This is a genomic window from Cupriavidus sp. FW305-26 (assembly GCF_058787975.1).
In genome coordinates, this window is record NZ_JBYTAH010000021.1 from 22,667 (window position 1) to 41,723 (window position 19,057).

Sequence of the window (19,057 nt, forward strand, 5' to 3'; positions counted from 1 at the left end):
GCTGCTCCATGCAGGGATCGGACAGGAAATATCGATTCTAGGCCGGCGCCGGAATTGCTGCCGGCCCGGCCGCGCCGCTACGACGCCGCCAACGGATCGCGCGCTGCCAGGCGCAGCCAGCTCGCGATCGCGGCCAGCCCGGCGAAGCCCGCGCCCAGCGCCAGGGCCAACCCCGGCCCGTGGTCCCCGGCAATGCCAAAACACAGCGCCACCAGTGCTGCACCCGTGGCCTGCCCCAGCAACCGCGCCGTGGCCACCACGCCGCTGGCGCCACCGCTGCGCTCGCGCGGGGCGCTCGTCATCAACGCCTTGAGGTTGGGCGACTGGAAGAAGCCGAAACCCGCACCGCAGATGCACATGCGGATGCCGATATCAAGCGCGCTGGGGTCGGCCGGCAGCATGGCCAGCGACAGCATGCCAACGCTAAGCACCGCCAGCCCCACGCCGCCGAGCACGGCCGGCGGGTAGCGGTCAGACAGGCGCCCGGCAAGCGGCCCGATCAGCGCCACCACGACGGACCACGGGGTCAGCAGGAAACCGGTCTCGACCTGCCCGCGCCCGAGCACGTGCTGGAAGTAGAACGGCAGCGAGACGAAGGCCAGGCCTTGCGCGGCGAAGGAGCACACCGCGGTCAGCGTCGACAGCGCGAACATGGGCCGCCGGAACAGGTCCACCGGCAGCATCGGCGCCGGATGGCCGCGCTCGCGCCACAGCAGCAGGCCGAACGTCACCATGAAGATGCCCGCCGCGGCCAGCGACAGATGCAGCGGCGCGCGCTGCGCACCTTCGCCCAGCGCAAGGACCAGCGCGGCAAAGGCAACCACGCTGAGCCCCGCCGCGACGCGGTCGAACCCATGCGCACTGCGCGGCGTCTGCGGCAAGGAGCCGCGCCCGATCGCCAGCGCGAGCAGGCCGATCGGCAGGTTGACGGCGAACAGCCACGGCCACGTGCCGAATGACAGGATCACCGAGGCCACGGTGGGGCCCACCGCGAACGACACGCCCACCACCAGTGCATTGAGCCCCAGCCCGCGCCCGAGCCGGTGCGTGGGGAAGATCGCGCTGATCAACGCCGTGTTGACGCTCATGATTGCCGCCGCGCCGATGCCTTGCAGCACACGCGCCGCCGCCAGCGTCGGCAGCGACCACGCCAGCGCGCACACCACGGAGGCGGCGGTGAACAGCACCACGCCGCCAAGGTAGATGCGCCGGTGGCCCACCACGCCGCCCAGCGCCGCGAACGGCAGCAGCGTCGACACCATGGCCAGCTGGTAGGCATTGATCACCCACACCGACGCGGCCGGCGTGGCGCGCAGGTCCGCCGCGATCGACGGCAGCGCCGTGTTGGCGATCGCGGTATCCAGGGTGGCAAGGGCGACGGCGATGAGGATGGCGGCCATGCCGCGGCGCTCGCGCGAAGTCATCGCGGCGTCCGCGGTGGAAGCGGATTGGAGGGGTGCTGTGCTGGACACTGTCTTTACCGGTTGCCGCCATGCCGGGACTAGTGGTGCGAGGGCTGCACGCAAGGCATGGTGAACATCAGGTCAAGACGATACGGGAAAACCCTTCAACGTGCTGAAGGCGCGTTCCTATGTATGCACATTTCGCCTCCGCCCGGCCAATGACACTGAGCATCGGCCGCCCGCCACGGCACGGGGTTACTGCGCCGACAGCCCGCCATCCACGCCGATGCTCTGCCCGTGGATAAAGCGCCCGGCCGGTGCCGCCAGCAGGACGGCAAGACCCGCGACATCGCTGGCCTCGCCGATGCGCCGCATCGGCACGCCCGCAGCCAGCCGCGCCTCGCGCTCCGGATCGCCCCACAGCGCGTCGCGCGAGAACTCGGTGCGCACCGGGCCGGGATTGATTGCGTTGACGTTGATGCCGGACGGCCCCAGCTCCAGCGCCAGGCTGCGTACCGCCTGGTCGATGGCGGCCTTGGTCACGCTGTACATCCCCAGGAAGGCAGAGCCACGCTTGGCGGCAATGCTCGACATGAAGATGATGGATCCGTCATGGCGACCGATCATCTGCGGCGCCAGGGCGTTCACCAGCACCAGGTTGCCGCGCACATTGCCCGCCATGGCCGCATCGAACACCTCGGGTCCCTGGCTCAGCATCGATCCGGGCTGGCCGCTCGCGGCGGCATTGAGCACCAGTGCATCGACGCGCCCATACGCGGCCAGCGCCTGCTCCGCGAAGGCGCGCACGCTGTCGACATCGGCGATATCGCAGGCGATGCCGGTGGCGCGGATGCCCTCGGCCTCCAGCTGACTGGCGGCGTCGCGCGCCGCGCCTGCATCGCGCCCGGACACCACCACGGCGGCGCCGGCCGCGCCAAGCGCGCGCGCCATTTCCAGGCCCATGCCACGGGTGGAGCCGGTGATGACGGCAACGCGGCCGCCAAGGTCGAAGAGGTTCTGCATGACTGATCACTCCTGTGAAGATTGGGAGCCGGCACCTGGACACACATCGGCACAAATGCGGCGAAAGGGAGACTGCACATAGATGATGGCCATCATCTATTGAATAAAGTATGGTCATCATCTAAACTCCAGTCAAGGCATAAATCCCGAAGAGGTCTTCAGATGGCACGCGCATCACGCGAACAAACCGACAAGAACCGCGAGGCGATCGAACAGGCGTCGTCGCGCCTGTTCCGCGAACGCGGACTGAATGGCGTCAGCGTGGCCGAGTTGATGGCCGACGCGGGCCTGACCCATGGCGGCTTCTATGGCCACTTCGCCTCCAAGGACGCGCTGGCCGCGCAGGCCTGCAAGCGCGCGTTTGAAGAATCGACCGCCCGCTGGGAACGCCGCCTGGCCCGCGCCGATGGCGACCGCAAGGCCATGCTGGCCAACCTGGTTGAGCCCTACCTGACCGCCGCGCATTGCGCCAACCCGGGCGTGGGTTGTGCCGCCGCGGCGCTGGCCGTGGACGTGGCCCGCGAGCCGGCCGGCAAGCCCGTGCGCCAGGCCTACGTGGAAGGCTTGCGCGCGTTGGTGGACGACATGGCGCAGACCGTTGAATCCGATGACCCCCAGCTGCGCCACGATGAAGCGCTGGTGCGCATGGCCCTGCTTGTCGGCGCCCTTACGCTGGCGCGTGCCGCCGACGGCGATCCGCTCTCCGACGAGATGCTGAATGCGGTGCGGAGCCGCCTGCTGGGCAGCACCGCCTAAACCCCGTTTTCCCCAAGGCTGAGACACCCCGCCGCCGTCAGACACGGCGGGGATGGCTTCGCTTTGCCCTTTGCCAACGCCTTCCCGGACCCTGACAACGAGACCCCCATGTTCGCGCAAGCCCTTTCCAGCCGGCTCGACCGGCGCGGCATCCACTACGCGTGGCTGGTCGCCGCCCTGACCTTCCTGGTGATGCTCACCACTTCGGCCGCGCTTGGCCTGCCTGGCGCCTTCCTTAAGCCGCTGACCAAGGAGATGGGTTGGAACACCGACCAGATCTCATCGATCCTGGCCTTTCGCTTTGCGCTGTTCGGGCTGATGGCACCGTTCTCGGCGCTGCTGATGGATCGCTTCGGGGTGCGCAACGTGGTCTGCGCCGCGCTGGCGCTGATTGCCGGTGGCATGGCGCTGGCCACCGTGACGACCGAGTTGTGGCAGCTCTTTGTCGCCTGGGGCCTGATGCTGGGCGTTGGCTCCGGGCTGACCGCGCTGGTGCTGGCGGCCCTGGTTGCCAACCGCTGGTTCAGCGCGCGGCGCGGGCTGGTGATCGGCATCCTGACGGCCAGCGCGGCGACGGGGCAACTGGCCTTCCTGCCGGTGGCCGCCTGGCTGATCGAGCATATGGGCTGGCGCGTGGCCGTGCTGCCGGTGCTGGCTGCCTGCGCGGCGCTGGCGCTGCTGGTATTCGCACTGATGCGCAACCGACCCGCCGATGTCGGCCTGGCGGCGTTTGGCGATATCCCGGCCCATCCAGCCACGCCGCCCGCCGCACAAACCGTCACGCCGTTCACGCTGCGCGGGCCTTTCCTGGTGCTGCGCGATGCCGCCCGTACCCAGACCTTCTGGGTACTGGCCGGCACCTTCTTCATCTGCGGCCTGAGCACTAACGGGCTGATCCAGACCCACTTCATCGCGCTGTGCGGCGACTTCGGCATGGGCCCGGTGCCGGCCGCCTCGGCGCTGGCGATGATGGGTGCGTTCGATTTCATCGGCACCATCCTGTCGGGCTGGCTGTCGGACCGCTACGACAGCCGCAAGCTGCTGTTCTGGTACTACGCGCTGCGCGGCCTGTCGCTGTTCTGGCTGCCGCATTCGACCTTCACGCTGTACGGCCTGTCGATCTTTGCGATGTTCTACGGCCTGGACTGGATCGCCACCGTGCCGCCCACTATCAAGCTGGCGGCCACCGCCTTCGGGCGCGAACGCGCGCCGATGGTGTTCGGCTGGATCTTCGCGGCCCACCAGATCGGCGCGGCCGTGGCAGCGTTCGGTGCGGGGTTGAGCCGTACGCTGCTGCTGACCTATACGCCGGCGCTGTACGCGGCCGGTGCGGCCTGCATGGTGGCGGCGTTGCTGGCACTGATGGTCAGCCGGACACGCGCTGCGGCGGCAACCGAGGCAGCGCGGGCGTAACCTGCGCTGCCTCGGTGCCAGCCTCAGCCTGGATGAAGCGCGGGCGCCGCTGATCCAGACGGCGCAGGCCCTGTCGGTGAACCAGGTAGCGGGAGAGAAGGCGTGAAGGGAAAGCCGCCGGTTCAACCGCCCTTTATAGCCCGCCTTGGCGTCCGAGCTTCCTACTGTGTGACGACCACTTCCACCCGCCGGTTCGCCGCGCGGGCGGCGGGGGTCTTGTTGTCCGTCAACGGCTCGGTGTCGCCTTTGCCGATGGCTTCGAGGCGTCTCTTGGCGACGCCCTGGCTGGCGAGGTATTCGCTGACCATGGCGGCACGCTCCTCGGACAGGACCTGGTTGGACGGGTAGCGGGCGCTCTTGATGGGCTGGTTGTCGCTGTGGCCGATCACCTGCACCTTGCCCTGCAACTTATTGATTTCGCCCGCCACTTTGTTCAGCGTCGGCGTCAGCTTCGCATTGACCTCGGCCCGGCCCGCGCCGAACATGTCGTCGCCGCGAAACACTACGGTGCTGCGGTGGTTGCAACCAGCTTCATGCCAGCCTCATAGGCGAACATGCGCAGCGCCTTGCGCACGCTGGCAAAGAAGCCGCCACCGGCGGTGACGGACAGGTGTTCCCCCGTGGTCAGTGCGGTGTCGCCACCGCTGGCGATGTGGGTCGAACCCGCTGCCGTGGAGACGATGCCGGCGGGGCTGGCCGATACCAGATGGGGGGCGGTAAATTCCTTCAGTTCGCCTCCGCCCTGGATTTGCTCGAGCTGCTTCTCCAGCAGTTTTGCAATGTCGGTCTGTTCGCCGTCCTGGGCCTGGGCTTCAGTCGCCTTCTCTCCCATGGTGGCGGCAATGCCCTGTGCCTGTTCGAGCAACTGGACGACATCCCGCACATTCATCGCGTTGCCTTCAGCGTTCAGGCGCGAAAAGGTGGTGATAAGCAGGCCAAGTGCGGCGCGCAGCGCGCCATGCGCGTCGGTGCGCAGTTCGAACCCTTCTCCCCGCTTGTCCTTGCGTCCCTCCCAACCCCTCACCCGGACAATGTGGCCCAGGGCCAGCAGGCTGTTCTGGTAGTCCGACCCGACTTGCACCTGCTGCTGGCCCTGCGTGTCGTCGTAGAGGGTCTGGTTGCGGCCTTCGCCGAACAGTTCCTTGCTCTGGTAGCCGGACAATGCATGCTGGCTGGGCAACTGCCACGGCGGCAGGTTCAGCCGGTTATTGACAGGCCCGATGATGATTGGCCGATCCGGGTCTCCGCCCTCGTATATGACAATGACTTCCTGGCCGATGCGCGGCAGGTGCGTGTTGCCGAAACGACCGCCCGATGAAAAACCGGTTACGCGAATCCAGCAGGAGCTATTCTCGTCAAAACTACCGTAACGATCCCAGACAAACTGGCAGCGCACCCGTCCCAGATCATCGCTCCAGATTTCCTGATTGGCCGGGCCGACGACCCTGGCGATGTGATGCCCGCCGATGTAAGGCTTCTTGACCGACTCGGGCCGGAAGATTTCGCTGGTGGGCTGGGCTTCGAATTCCACCTCGCAGCGCCATTGCTGGTCGCTACCCGCGAACTCGCCCACGTCCTCGATTAGCAGGCGCGTAGCGAAAATCAGGTACTCGCGGTTGGCCTTAGCACGCAGGAAGCGCTTCAGCGTAAAGGTGTGGCCCGGCGCCATTGCGCGCACGTTGCCCTGGCCGCGCACCCGCACGCCGTGTTGCCGCAGGCGTTCCATATTGATGCGCGCCAGCATGTCGCCTTCCTTGCGGGCGTCATTGCCGGACTTGGGCTGAACGTAATCGCCTGGCCAGCTGTACAGTTCATAGGTGGCATGGCTGGTCTCGCGGGGGTCGTCAACGGAGACATTCAGGTCGGCGCGGGGCTGGTTGTAGTCGTAATCCCCGTGCGCCCACGAGCCTGTAATCAGGCAATCGCGTACCTCGAATTGGTGGAGGTGTTCTTCGTCCACCCGGTCCGAGGATGGATACCAGTTGATGGTGTGATACGCGGGGCTGGGGATGTTCTGGAAGGCGCCATTGCCATCCGTCAGCACCATGCGGTGATGGCCGTTCGTGTGCTCCCAATGGAAATTCAGGCCCCACTCTGCGAGCAGCCGGCGCACGAACTGGTAGTCGGTCTCGCCGGCCTGCAATTGATACTGGCGCTTGGGATACTCGATGAGTGAAAGCCGGCGCTCGACCGGAAATGTATATCTGCTCAGCACCACTTCCACGATTTCCAGGACATTCATGTTCTGGAACCGCTTGAAGGTGGAGGTGAGCGTGCCGAGCCAAAACCAGGGGCGCAAGGTCAGGCGATAGCGAATGCGCTCGTTTTCGTGGTAAGGGCCGCGCACATCGGTGACGATCCCTGTTATCTCGCGCTTGCCCCTGCCGAGGCCGCCGTCCAGGCCGCTGCCGGAGCCGTCCAGTTCGATACTGACTGTCAGCTCCTTGCCTTGCATGGCTTCCAGGTCGAAATCGCCCGCCGGACCGTACAGGACATTGCGGTCGTCCGGCGTCTTGAGTTCCAGCTCATACTCGAACAGCGAATTGATACCCTCGGTGCCGGACAGCCTGGAAAATACTAGCAGCGGCTGTCCCAATAGTTCCGGCAACCCATCACCGGATACGGTAACGGTACGGGAGGAAAACGGTAATCGGCTACCCATGCGAAGCACTCCGTGGAGTTGAACGCTTTCGTGCCGAAAAAAACTAGTGACTGGATACGCTGCGTCTCGCGGCACGCTGTCGCTGCGGCGGTCATTGAATGACGGCGCTGCAACTCAAGATGGATAGTAAAAATGGTGCTGTCGAAAAAATAAATCAGGCGATTCTGATTTTGCTCTTCAAGAAAAATGAAGCCAGAATTCAAAAAAACCGAATTCACCAGGGACAGCCTGCTCGCAACGGCATGCAAGCCGCGCCGCCGCCGTAAAGAAATGCGACAGCTGCTGGTCGGCCACGAAGAACATGGCGAAGAACACCGACCCCATGCCGTATCCACGGCCACGCGTGGCTCCGCAAGCAATGTTTCACCTCGGAACCTGAAAGCGCGGGTTCCTCCCCCTTCAGCCTTTGCCCTTGCCCCTGGTCGCGGCGGCTTTCCCCTGCGTGCGCCCGACGGCCCGTTTTGGCACCGCCTCCGGCTTCGCCGCCTGGGCCGACTTCATCAAGTTGCTTTCGCTGGTGGTCACACCCACGATCCGGGCGAGCTGCCGGCTTACGCTGATGTAGGCGTGGCCCATGCGGGCATCGAAATACAGCGCATCGCCCCGCGCCAGGTGCAGCTTCTCGCCGTTGTCGAAATGGATTTCGATCTCGCCGCTGAGCACATAGACAAACTCCTCGCCGGGATGGCGCGAGAAGTCACCGGGGCCCTCGATGCGGCGCGCATGCACGGTACCGACCACCGGGCTCATCTGCTTGCCGACGGCCTCTGTGCCAAGAAACTCATAGGTCAGCGACGATCCCCGGTAGGTCACGCCCGCGCCGGCCCGGGTCACGACCGGCCCCTGGAACGGTGACGTCTTCGTGCCGGCACCCGCGAACATCGAGCCCATGTCCATCTGCAGCGCCTGGCCCAGCGCGGCAAAATTCTCGTAGCCCAGCGCCAGTTGCCCGCGCTCCGCGCGCGAGATGGTGGTGATCGAGACTCCCGACAGTTCGGCGAGGTGCGCCAGCGTCCAGCCAAAGGCCTTGCGCGCCGCGCGCAGGCGCTTGCCAAAGGTTTCACGGTCGAGCGTGCGCGACTCGCCGTCATCGGTCCCGATGCCGCTGCCGCGCCCCTGGGCGGTGTGTGGTTTCAAGCCTGCGTCCTTTTTTCCGTTGGACGGAATGCTAACAGAGCAGACCGCGCCAAGGCTTATCCCCTTGCCGCCCACCTTAGCGCAAGATTTGCGTATCCGCAATTTGCATATACGCAAATTCTTGCCTACACTCACTCCCATTCCGAATGCATGAGCGCCCCGCAGGCGCTCTCCTGCCACCTGATCCATGCACCCGACTCACGCTGCCTCACCGATTCCAGCCGACTATCTCATCATCGGAGGCGGCATTGCCGGTGCTTCCGTCGCGTACTGGCTCGCGCCCCATGGCCGCGTCATCCTGCTCGAACGCGAAGCCCAGCCTGGCTACCACTCGACCGGCCGCTCGGCGGCGTTGTTCATGGAAAGCTACGGCACCACGCAGGTCCGCGCGCTGACGATGGCAAGCCGCGCCTTCCTGCAGGATCCGCCGCCGGGTTTTGCCTCGCACCCGCTGCTCACGCCGCGCGGCGCGCTGATGGTCGCCGGCCCCGGGCAACAGCATTTGCTTGACGCGCACTGGGACGTGGTGCGCGCCGTCGATCCCGACGCCCGCCTGCTGAGTGCCGCGCAAGCGTGCGAGCGCGTACCAGCGCTGCGCGCGGAGCAAGTGATCGGCGGCGTTTATGAGCCCGGCGCCGCGGACATGGATGTGGACGCGATCCACCAGGGCTACCTGCGCGGCATGCGCCAGGCCGGCGGCAAGCTGGTGTGCGATGCCGAAGTCACGGCCATGGCACGCGTGCGGGACCACTGGCGCGTGGAGGCTGGCGGGGCGGTATATGCGGCACCGGTGGTACTCAACGCCGCCGGCGCCTGGGCCGACGTCATCGCGCGGCTGGCCGGCGTGCAGCCGCTGGGGATTGAACCCCGCCGCCGCTCTGCCTTCGTCTTTGCTCCGCCCGCGGATATGGACACCAGCGGCTGGCCCATGGTCTTCGGCGCCGACGAGGACTGGTACATCAAGCCCGATGCCGGCATGTTGCTGGGCTCCCCGGCCAATGCCGACCCGGTCGAGCCACAGGACGTCCAGCCCGAGGAAATGGATATCGCGCTCGCCATCGACCGCATCGAGACCGCGACCTCGCTCAGGATCCGCCGCCCTGCGCGCACCTGGGCCGGGCTGCGCTCCTTCGTCGCCGACGGCGACCTGGTGGGCGGGTTCGACGACGCCGTGCCGGGCTTCTTCTGGGTGGCGGGCCAGGGCGGCTACGGCATCCAGACCTCGGCGGCCATGGGCGAGACCTGTGCCGCGCTGGCGCGCGGCCTGCCGGTGCCGGCGCATCCTGCTTCGTTCGGCCTGAGCGCCGGGATGCTTGGGCCGGGGCGCCTGCGCCGCCTGGCCGCCTCGGCCTGAATCGCGCTTTCCCCCAACCGCTAATCCCCGACTGACCAGGAGCCAACCATCGTGCGTGTCTTCAGTGCCTCCCTCGCTACCGAAACCAACACCTTTGCGCCGATGCCCACCGGCCTGGCGTCCTTCAGGGATCGCGGCTACTTCGCGGCCGGCCAGCATCCTGACCAGATGACGTTTTTCTCAGGGCCGCTGTGGGCAGCACGGATCCGCGGCAAGGAGCGCGGCTGGCAGCTGTGCGAAGGCATGGTGGCCGGCGCGCAGCCCAGCGGCACCACCACCCGCCATGCCTACGAAACCCTGCGCGAGGAACTATTGGCCGACCTGCGCGCGGCGCTGCCGGTGGACATGGTGCTGCTCGGCCTGCACGGCGCGATGGTGGCCGATGGCTATGACGACTGCGAGGGCGACCTGCTGCAGCGTGTGCGCGCCATCGTCGGCCCGGACGTGGTGATCGGCGCGGAGCTGGACCCGCACTGCCACCTGACGCCCGAGATGACGGCATACGCCGACGTGATGGTCGCCTTCAAGGAATACCCGCATACCGACGTGCTGGAACGCGCGCTGGAACTGGTCGACCTGTGCGCGGCCACGGTGGAAGGCAAGGTTCGCCCGGTGGCAGCGGTGGTCGATTGCAGCATGATCGTCACGGTCCACACCTCGCGCGAGCCGGCGCGCGGCTTCATCGACCGCATCCAGTCGCTGGAAGGGCGCGACGGCGTGCTGTCGATCTCGGTGGCGCATGGGTTTTCATGGGGCGATGTGCCGGCGATGGGCACCAAGGTCCTGGTCTACGTCGATGGCAACCAGGCCAGGGCCGATGCGCTGGCGCGGCAACTCGCCGACGAACTGATCGCCATGCGCGACGGGCTCACGGTGCGCTACCCGGACATCGACACCTCGCTTGACGAGGCGCTGGCCTGCGACGGCGGGCCGGTGGTGCTGGCCGACGGCGCCGACAATCCCGGCGGCGGCGCAGCCAGCGACTCCACCTTTGTCCTGCGTCGCATGATCGAGCGCGGCATCGGCAATGCGGCGGTCGGCCCGATGTGGGACCCGATCGCGGTGCGCATCGCCTTCGATGCCGGCGTGGGCGCACGCCTGCGGATGCGCATCGGCGGCAAGATCAGTCCGCTATCGGGCGACCCGTTGGACCTGGACTGCACGGTCAAGGCTCTGCTGCCCGACATGGTGATGACCGGGCTGTCCGACGCGCCGGTGCCGATGGGCGACTGCGCGCTGCTGGAAGCCAACGGCATCGACATCGTGCTGAACACGCTGCGCAACCAGGCCATGGGCACGGACATGTTCACCCAGCTGGGCTGTGACCTGGCGCGCAAGCAGATCATCGTGGTCAAGTCCTCGCAGCACTTCTACGCGTCCTTCTCGAAAGTGGCAAGGCACGTGATCTACGCAGGCGCCCCGGGGGCCGTCACGCTTGACCTCACGACCCTGCCCTATCGCAAGATCCAGCGGCCCAAGTGGCCCCTGGACAGCGCCGCGGCCTGAGCGCCGGTCGCCTGGCTGCGATCACGACAACAACGACAACGAAGAATGCGGAGACTGCACATGACACCAAACCGATCCCTGTCCGCCGCGCTCGCGGCGGGCGCCCTGGTCCTGGCAGGCGCCAGCCTTCCCGTGCTGGCACAGACCAAGACGCTCAAGGTCGTGGCGCATGCCGACCTGAAGATCCTCGATCCGACCTTCACCACGGCCTACATCACGCGCAACTTCGGCTACATGGTCTACGACACGCTGTTCGCGCAGGATGCCAGGGGCAAGCCGCAACCACAGATGGTCGAGAAGTACAGCAGCTCGAAGGATGGCCGGCAGTGGAGCTTCACGCTGCGTCCCGGCCTGAAGTTCTCGGATGGCAGCGCGGTTACCTCGGCCGACGCGATCGCCTCGCTGCAGCGCTGGGGCGCGCGCGACAGCCTGGGCCGAGCCATGGGCGAAGCCGGCGCCGAGTGGAAGGCGGTCGACGCGCGCACGTTCACGCTGACGCTCAAGGAGCCCTTTGGCATGGTGCTCGATGCGCTGGCCAAGCCCTCGGGCTTTCCCCCGGTGATCCTGCCGGAGCGCCTGGCCAGGATGCCCACCACCGCGCCGCTGCCCGAGGTGCTGGGCTCCGGCCCCTTCATCTTCAAGCGCGACGAATGGGTGCCGGGCAACAAGGCGGTGTTCGTGCGCAACCCGCACTACGTGGCACGCAGCGAGCCCGCGAGCGGCCTCGCCGGCAGCAAGCAGCCCCGCGTGGACCGCGTCGAATGGCTCTACCTGCCGGACGCCAACAGCGCCATCGCGGCGCTCAAGCGCGGCGAGGTCGACCTGATCGAACAGGTACCGCCGGACTACATCACCCCGCTGCGCGGCGACGCCAGCATCAAGATCGGCTCGGGCGGCGCCTACCAGGGCGTGCTGGTGATGAACCAGCTGCATCCGCCATTCAACAACCCGAAAGTGCGCCAGGCCTTCCTGCAGGCGGTCAGCCAGGAACGCTTCACCGCGGCCATGGGCTATCCGCTCGACATGCGCATCAACTACTGCGCCACCTTCTTCATCTGCGGCGGCCCCAACGATACCGCTGCCGGCGCCGAACCGTACCGCAAGGCCGATCCGGCGCGTGCCAGGCAGTTGCTGGGTGCGGCGGGCTACAAGGGCGAAAAGGTGGTGCTGCTGGTGCCGACCGACATTCCCCAGCTCAACGCTGAAGCCCTGATGGCGGCACAGACCATGCGCAGCATGGGCATGAACGTCGACATGCAGAACATGGACTGGGCCTCCATCGGCGCGCGCCGCGCCAAGCGGGATGCGCCCGAGGCCGGGGGCTGGAATATGTACGTGACCGTCGCGGGCGAGTTCGATGCCGATTCCCCGATTACCAATGCCTACCTCAGCGCCCCCTGCGGCACCAGCCTGCCCGGCTGGCCCTGCGACAAGCCGCTCGACGCACTGCGCACGGCCTGGGTCCGCGAGACCGTGCCCGCCAAGCGCAAGGAACTGCTCGATGCCTTCCAGAAGCGCGCCTATGAGGCGGTGCCCTATGTGAACGCCGGCCAGTACTCGTCGGCGTTCGCGGCGCGTGCCAGCCTCAAGGGCATCGACAAGATGTGGGCCGGCATGCCCACGGTCTGGATGCTCGACAAATAACCACGAAGCACGAACCACCGGGGGAAACACGACAATGGGCTACCTGCTCAGACGCCTGGCCGCGACGCTGCCCGTGATGGCAGTGGTGGCCGTGGTGGTCTTCCTGCTGATCCACTTGTCGCCGGGCGATCCGGCGGCGCTGATCGCAGGCGACCTCGCGACCGTTGACGACATCGCCAGGCTGCGCGGCGTGCTGGGGCTGGACCAGCCGCTGTGGCGGCAGTTCTTGCTGTGGCTCGGCCGGCTCGCCACCGGCGACCTCGGCACCTCCATCTTCACCCAGGTGCCGGTGGCGCAGTTGCTGGCACAGCGGCTGGAGCCGACCATCTCTGTCGCCGCGCTGACCATGCTGCTGACCTTGCTGGTCGCGGTGCCACTGGGAACGCTGGCCGCGTACCGCGCCGGCAGCTGGGTCGACCGGCTGGTAATGCTGTTCGCGGTGCTGGCATTCTCGCTGCCGGTGTTCCTGGTGGGCTACCTGCTGGTCTACGCCTTTGCCATCCAGTTGCCGTGGTTCCCGGTGCAGGGCTATGCGCGCCTCGCCGACGGCGCCGGCGCATGGCTGCGCAGCCTGGTGCTGCCCTGCGTCAACCTGGCGCTGGTCTATATCGCGCTGGTGACGCGCATGACGCGCGCCACCGTGCTGGAAGTGCTGCATGAGGACTACATCCGCACTGCGCGCGCCAAGGGCCTGGGCGTGCTGCCGGTGCTGGGCCACGCGCTGCGCAACGCGGCGATCCCGATCGCCACCACCGTCGGCATGGGCATCGCGCTGCTGATCGGCGGCGTGGTCGTGACCGAGACCGTGTTTGCGATCCCGGGTGTCGGCCGCCTGGTGGTCGACTCGGTGCAGCGCCACGACTACCCGGTGATCCAGAGCGTGCTGCTGGTCTCCGCCGGGGTCTACGTGCTGATCAACCTGATGATCGACCTCAGCTACCGGCTGTTCGATCCGCGCATCAAGTACTGATGGCTTTCGCCGCGAGACACCGCTGACATGACCACTTCCCTGCCCGCGAACGAACCTGCCGTACCGGCACCCGACCATGCGCCTTTCGTGCTGCCGCGCTGGCACTGGGCGCGCAAGCACCCCACGCTGATCCTGGGCGCGCTGTTGCTGGCGGTGATCGCCGTGTTCTCCCTCGGCGCGCCCTGGATTGCCACCGTCGACCCGCAGGACATCGACCCGCTGGCGCGCATGCAGCCGCCATCGACCGAGCACTGGTTCGGCACCGACGCGCTCGGCCGCGACGTATTCAGCCGCGCGGTCTGGGGCAGCCGCGTCTCCATGATCGTGGGCCTGTCGGTCGGGCTGCTGGCAACCGTGTCCGGCGTGTTGCTGGGCCTGGTCGCAGGCTTCGTGCGCCGGGCGGACTCCCTGGTGATGCGCGTGATGGACGGCCTGATGGCAATCCCGGGCATCCTGCTGGCGATCGCGCTGATGGCCGTCACGCAGGCCAGCCTGGGCGCGGTGATCATCGCCATCGCCATACCCGAGGTCCCGCGCGTGGTGCGGCTGGTGCGCTCGCTGGCGCTGACCCTGCGCGAGCAGCTCTACGTCGAGGCGGCGCATGCGGTCGGCACCCGCCTGCCGGTGATCCTGGTGCGCCACGTGGTGCCCAATATGGTGGCGCCGCTGATCGTGCAGGCCACTTTCGTGGCCGCCACCGCCGTGCTCACGGAAGCCGCGCTGTCGTTCCTCGGCGTCGGCGTGCCGGCCCAGATGCCGAGCTGGGGCAACATGATGGCCGAGGGGCGCAATTTCGTGGCCGTGGCCTTCCACATCATCCTGTACCCGGGCATCCTGCTGGCCGCGACGGTGCTGGCCATCAACCTGCTCGGCGACGGCCTGCGCGACGCGCTCGATCCGCGCCTGGCGCGGCAACTCTGAATCCGGGAGCGCAACCATGACCATCACGATGTCGCGCGCGATGTCCCATGTCAGGCCGGCCACGGGCGAGCCGCTGCTCGAAGTGGAGGACCTCCATACGCATTTCGACACGCTCACCGGGCCGGCCCGCTCGGTCAACGGCGTCTCGTACACCGTGCGTGCCGGCCAGACGCTCGGCGTGGTGGGCGAGTCAGGCTGCGGCAAGAGCGTGACGGCGCTGTCCATCATGCGGCTGCTGCCCACGCCGCCGGCACGCATCCGCGGCGCTGTGCGGCTGCGCGGCACGGACCTGTTGCAGCTCAGCGAACGCGAGATGCGCCGCATCCGCGGCAATCGCGTCTCGATGATCTTCCAGGAACCGATGACCTCGCTGAACCCGGTGCTGACGATCGGCCGCCAGATTGGCGAAACCGTGCAGCTGCACCAGGGCGCGAGCCGCTCCGAGGCGCTCAGGCGCGCGGTGGAAATGCTGCGGCTGGTGCAGATCCCAGAGCCCGAACGCCGCGTCAACGAGTATCCGCACCAGCTTTCGGGCGGCATGCGCCAGCGCGTGATGGGGGGGCGCTGGCCTGCAATCCCGAGGTGCTGATCGCCGACGAACCCACCACGGCGCTCGACGTGACCATCCAGGCGCAGATCCTGGACCTGATCCGCCGCCTGCAGCAGGAACTGGGCATGGGCGTGGTGATGATCACGCACGACCTGGGCGTGGTGGCCGAATGCTGCGACCGCGTGATCGTGATGTACGCCGGGCTCAAGGTCGAGGAAGCCAGCGTCACTGAGTTGTTCGACCGCCCGCTGCACCCCTACTCCCGCGCGCTGATGGCATCGATGCCGTCGATGAACACCAGCCGCCGCCTGGCCGAAATCCCCGGCCTGGTGCCCTCGCCACAGGAAGCGCGGCGCGGTTGTGCCTTCGCGGCACGCTGCGCGCATGCCAACGCGCGCTGCGCGCGCGAGCTGCCGCAGCTCACACGCCACGGTGGCGACCATGCGGTGGCCTGCTTCGCCGTCGAGGAAGGCCGCATCGAATGCAACCCGCAAGCCCAGGAAGCCATCGCATGAGCACAATCTCCGCCACGCCAGCGCCCCTGCTCAAGGTCGACCGCCTGAAGAAACACTACCTCGCACCGCGGCGCTGGCTGGCACCGGGCAGCCCGCCGATCCAGGCTGTGGACGGCGTGTCCTTCACCGTGGAGCACGGCGAGACGCTATCGCTGGTCGGCGAATCCGGCTGCGGCAAGACCACCACTGCCAAGTCGGTGCTGCGCCTGATCGAGCCGACTTCAGGCTCGGTGCAGCTCGACGGCGAGGAACTGCTGGGCCTGCCGGCAAGCGCCATGCGGCAGCGCCGGCGCGACCTGCAGATCATCTTCCAGGACCCCTATGCCTCGCTCAGCCCGCGGCTGACGGCGGGCGAGATCGTGGGCGAGCCGCTGCGCAACTTCGGCCTGCAGTCGCGTGCCGAGCGCAACGAGCGCGTGCAATGGCTGTTCAGCAAGGTCGGCCTGCGGCCCGAAGCCGTGCGCAAGTTCCCGCACGAGTTCTCCGGCGGCCAGCGCCAGCGGCTGGGCATCGCGCGCGCGCTGGCACTCAACCCGAAGCTGATCGCCTGCGACGAGCCGGTATCGGCGCTCGATGTTTCCGTCCAGGCGCAGGTGGTCAACCTGCTGATGGACCTGCAGGCCGAGTTCGGCATCGCCTACCTGTTCGTCGCGCACGACCTGGCCGTGGTGCGCCATATCAGCCACCGGGTCGCCGTGATGTACCTCGGCCAGATCGTCGAACTGGCCGACCGCGACACCTTGTTCTCGGCGCCGCGCCACCCCTATACCGAGATCCTGCTGTCCGCCGTGCCGGTGCCCGACCCGCGCAGGCCCGCGCGGCGCCTGCTGCTGCAGGGCGATCCGCCCAGCCCGGCCAATCCGCCGGCAGGCTGCCGCTTCCACACGCGCTGCCCGCATGCGCAAGCCCGCTGCAAGGAGCAGGCCCCCTTGCTGACCGAACGTCCCTCCGCCACCGGCATCCACCACGTGGCCTGCCATTTCCGCTGACCGCCACGCTCCAGTCCAGGAAAGGAATCCCATGTCCGACCCCACCTCTGCACACGCCCCGCACTATGACCTGCTGATCGCCGGCGGCACCGTGATCGATGGCAGCAAGGCACCCCGCTTCAGCGCCGATATCGGCGTGCGCGACGGCTGCATCGCTGCGATCGGCGACCTCGCCGGGCACACGGCCGACCGCGTGCTGGATGCAACGGACCTGATCGTCGCCCCAGGCTTCATCGACGCGCACACGCATGATGACCAGGCGGTGCTGTCGCAACCCACCATGCCGTTCAAAGTCTCGCAGGGCGTCACCACCGTGATCGCCGGCAACTGCGGCATCAGCGCCGCGCCGCTGCGCGCCGACATGGATCTGCCGATGCCGCTGAGCCTGATCGACACACCGGCGCAAGGCCGCTTCACCACCTTCGCCGCCTACCTCGACGCGCTGCGTACCATGCCGAGCTCGGTCAATGTAGCCGCCATGGTCGGGCATTCGACCTTGCGCGCGGTCACCATGGCGGCGCTGGACCGGCCAGCCGATGCCAAGGAGATCGCCGCCATGCAGGCGCTGGTCGAGGAGGCCATGCAGGCCGGCGCGATCGGCCTGTCGACCGGCACCTTCTACCCGCCCGCCGCCATGGCGACGACCGAGGAGATCATCGAAGTCTGCCGGCCGCTCAGTGTGCGCAAGGCGCTCTACGTCACCCATATGCGCGACGAGTCCGACCACGTCATGGCCTCGCTCGATGAGACCTTCCGCATCGGCCGAGAGCTCGACGTGCCGGTGGTGGTGTCGCACCACAAGGTGCAGAGGCAGGCCAATTTTGGCAAGAGCCAGGTAACCCTGCCCTTTATCCGCGAGGCCATGAAGCACCAGTGCGTGTCGCTCGACTGCTACCCGTACACGGCCGGCTCCACCATGATCCGCACTGACCGCGGCATGCTCGACGGCCGGGTGCTGATCGCCGCCAGCGAACCGCACCCCGAATGCGCGGGCCGCGATCTCGACGACATCGCCAGGGAATGGGGCGTGCCCAAGGACGAAGCGGCGCGCCGCCTGCAGCCTGGCACCGCGATCTACTTCCAGATGGACGAGGACGATGTCCAGCGCATCCTTGCCTTCGACGAAACCATGATCGGCTCCGACGGCATCCCCGTCGGCGCCAGCCCGCATCCGCGCCTGTGGGGCACCTTCCCGCGCGTACTGGGGCACTACTGCCGCGAGGTCGGCCTGTTCCCGCTGGAGACGGCGGTCTGGAAAATGACCGGACTGACGGCGCGCAACTTCGGCCTGCACCGGCGCGGCACGCTTACCGTGGGCAACCATGCCGACATCGTCGTTTTCGATGCGGCCAACGTGCGCGATGCCGCCAGTTACGAAACCCCCACCCGGCCAGCCGAAGGCATCGACACCGTGATCGTCAACGGCACCATTACCTGGCAGCACGGCGCGCACAGCGGGGCCCGCGACGGGCAGGTCATCACGCGGCCAGCAGGTCCCGAGGCGGGAAATGCGGCGCCTGCCTGAGGCCCGCAGCAAGGGGCCGCCAGAAGCGAAGCCGCCGGCGGCTCAGAACTTGGGAATGCGCAGCGTCTTGCTGACCATCAGCGTGCCCGACAGCGCGAACAGCAGCGCCAGCGGATGCAGCACCGCCGGGCCCAGCACCCACGCGCCGCCCGGCAGTTCGCCGCCAAGCTGGCCTTGCCAGGCGCACCATGCCAGCACCGCGGTCAGCAGCACGCTGGTCGGGATCGGCGTGCCTTCGAAGTAGGCGACCTTGCCGCTGTCGCTGCCCTCGGCCAGGGATTCGGCGGTGACGTTGAAGCGCGCCAGCCGGCTGACACCGCAGCAGACAAAGTAGATCAGCACGGCCAGGTCCCAGCCGCCGCGCATGCCGGCGGCAAAGGCCAGCGTGGCCGGCCCGACGCCGAACGAGATCACGTCGGCCAGCGAATCCAGTTCGCGCCCCAGCGCCGAATGCGCATGGCGCCAGCGCGCGATGCGGCCGTCAAGCACGTCGAAAATAAAGGCCAGCGGCGCCAATGCCGCCGCCGTGTAGAAATGCGACAACTGCTGGTCGGCCACGTAGAACATGGCGAAGAACACCGACCCCATGCCGCAGGCCGCATTGCCCAGCGTAAAGACATCGGCCAGCTGCAGCTCGCGCAGCATCGAGAAATGGCGGGGACGTTCCGGCCGGGTGCTCATGGCGTGCG

16 protein-coding genes and 1 pseudogene are annotated in these 19,057 nt (G+C 67.6%); 11 read left to right on the plus strand and 6 right to left on the minus strand.

The genetic code is table 11. From position 1 onward, the window contains the following. Positions 1 to 77 precede the first annotated feature (77 nt). Together AC3WQZ_RS13990 and AC3WQZ_RS13995 are read right to left on the minus strand one after the other, a co-directional pair. Positions 78 to 1,424 (minus strand): MFS transporter, encoded by a 1,347-nt coding sequence (locus AC3WQZ_RS13990; RefSeq protein WP_010812485.1) that lies wholly within the window; start codon positions 1,422 to 1,424, stop codon positions 78 to 80. Between the two features lie 234 nt (positions 1,425 to 1,658). Further along, on the minus strand, positions 1,659 to 2,426 hold the full coding sequence (locus AC3WQZ_RS13995; RefSeq protein ID WP_010812484.1) for an SDR family NAD(P)-dependent oxidoreductase: 768 nt from the start codon (positions 2,424 to 2,426) through the stop codon (positions 1,659 to 1,661). Between the two features lie 162 nt (positions 2,427 to 2,588). On the opposite strand from AC3WQZ_RS13995, the gene AC3WQZ_RS14000 reads away from it, so the two are divergent. Together AC3WQZ_RS14000 and AC3WQZ_RS14005 are read left to right on the plus strand one after the other, a co-directional pair. After that, a complete protein-coding gene (locus AC3WQZ_RS14000) occupies positions 2,589 to 3,182 on the plus strand; it encodes a TetR/AcrR family transcriptional regulator (RefSeq protein ID WP_011617038.1) in 594 nt (197 codons plus the stop codon). Between the two features lie 108 nt (positions 3,183 to 3,290). Then, positions 3,291 to 4,595, plus strand: coding sequence for an MFS transporter (locus AC3WQZ_RS14005; protein ID WP_011617037.1), 1,305 nt, complete (start codon positions 3,291 to 3,293; stop codon positions 4,593 to 4,595). A gap of 161 nt (positions 4,596 to 4,756) precedes the next feature. On the opposite strand, the gene AC3WQZ_RS14010 is transcribed toward AC3WQZ_RS14005, so the two are convergent. Continuing rightward, a complete protein-coding gene (locus AC3WQZ_RS14010; protein WP_492300747.1) occupies positions 4,757 to 5,098 on the minus strand; it encodes an OmpA family protein in 342 nt (113 codons plus the stop codon). Further along, positions 5,098 to 7,257, minus strand: a complete 2,160-nt coding sequence (locus tag AC3WQZ_RS14015; protein WP_492300748.1) for a type VI secretion system Vgr family protein — start codon at positions 7,255 to 7,257, stop codon at positions 5,098 to 5,100. The genes AC3WQZ_RS14010 and AC3WQZ_RS14015 overlap by 1 nt, the downstream gene beginning before the upstream one ends. 98 nt (positions 7,258 to 7,355) lie before the next feature. Here AC3WQZ_RS14015 and AC3WQZ_RS14020 point away from each other — a divergent pair, with 98 nt between their 5' ends. After that, positions 7,356 to 7,523, plus strand: coding sequence for a hypothetical protein (locus AC3WQZ_RS14020; protein WP_161940220.1), 168 nt, complete (start codon positions 7,356 to 7,358; stop codon positions 7,521 to 7,523). Positions 7,524 to 7,656: 133 nt separating this feature from the next. On the opposite strand, the gene AC3WQZ_RS14025 is transcribed toward AC3WQZ_RS14020, so the two are convergent. Continuing rightward, entirely contained in the window at positions 7,657 to 8,394 is a 738-nt protein-coding gene (locus tag AC3WQZ_RS14025; protein ID WP_011617030.1) for a helix-turn-helix domain-containing protein, read from the minus strand. Between the two features lie 187 nt (positions 8,395 to 8,581). Between AC3WQZ_RS14025 and AC3WQZ_RS14030 the strand changes: the two genes are divergently transcribed. From AC3WQZ_RS14030 to AC3WQZ_RS14065, 8 genes and pseudogenes are all read left to right on the plus strand, one after another. Then, complete coding sequence (locus tag AC3WQZ_RS14030; protein WP_439669942.1) at positions 8,582 to 9,748, plus strand: NAD(P)/FAD-dependent oxidoreductase; 1,167 nt, start codon at positions 8,582 to 8,584, stop codon at positions 9,746 to 9,748. A 51-nt stretch (positions 9,749 to 9,799) separates the two neighbouring features. Then, positions 9,800 to 11,254 (plus strand): M81 family metallopeptidase, encoded by a 1,455-nt coding sequence (locus tag AC3WQZ_RS14035; protein ID WP_439669941.1) that lies wholly within the window; start codon positions 9,800 to 9,802, stop codon positions 11,252 to 11,254. A gap of 60 nt (positions 11,255 to 11,314) precedes the next feature. Then, positions 11,315 to 12,898: an ABC transporter substrate-binding protein gene (locus tag AC3WQZ_RS14040; RefSeq protein WP_492300750.1), complete on the plus strand. Its 1,584-nt coding sequence runs from the start codon at positions 11,315 to 11,317 to the stop codon at positions 12,896 to 12,898. Positions 12,899 to 12,932: 34 nt separating this feature from the next. After that, positions 12,933 to 13,868: an ABC transporter permease gene (locus AC3WQZ_RS14045; protein WP_439672652.1), complete on the plus strand. Its 936-nt coding sequence runs from the start codon at positions 12,933 to 12,935 to the stop codon at positions 13,866 to 13,868. 27 nt (positions 13,869 to 13,895) lie between these two features. Next, complete coding sequence (locus AC3WQZ_RS14050) at positions 13,896 to 14,789, plus strand: ABC transporter permease (RefSeq protein WP_492300751.1); 894 nt, start codon at positions 13,896 to 13,898, stop codon at positions 14,787 to 14,789. Positions 14,790 to 14,805: 16 nt separating this feature from the next. Next, a pseudogene (locus AC3WQZ_RS14055) lies at positions 14,806 to 15,854 on the plus strand (ABC transporter ATP-binding protein). After that, a complete protein-coding gene (locus AC3WQZ_RS14060; protein ID WP_492300752.1) occupies positions 15,851 to 16,843 on the plus strand; it encodes an ABC transporter ATP-binding protein in 993 nt (330 codons plus the stop codon). Before AC3WQZ_RS14055 ends, AC3WQZ_RS14060 begins: the two are co-directional and overlap by 4 nt. A 31-nt stretch (positions 16,844 to 16,874) precedes the next feature. After that, entirely contained in the window at positions 16,875 to 18,368 is a 1,494-nt protein-coding gene (locus tag AC3WQZ_RS14065; protein ID WP_011617024.1) for an N-acyl-D-amino-acid deacylase family protein, read from the plus strand. 42 nt (positions 18,369 to 18,410) lie between these two features. Here the strand turns inward: AC3WQZ_RS14065 and AC3WQZ_RS14070 are convergent, their stop codons facing one another. Further along, positions 18,411 to 19,049, minus strand: a complete 639-nt coding sequence (locus AC3WQZ_RS14070) for a CDP-alcohol phosphatidyltransferase family protein (RefSeq protein WP_010812466.1) — start codon at positions 19,047 to 19,049, stop codon at positions 18,411 to 18,413. Positions 19,050 to 19,057 lie beyond the last annotated feature (8 nt).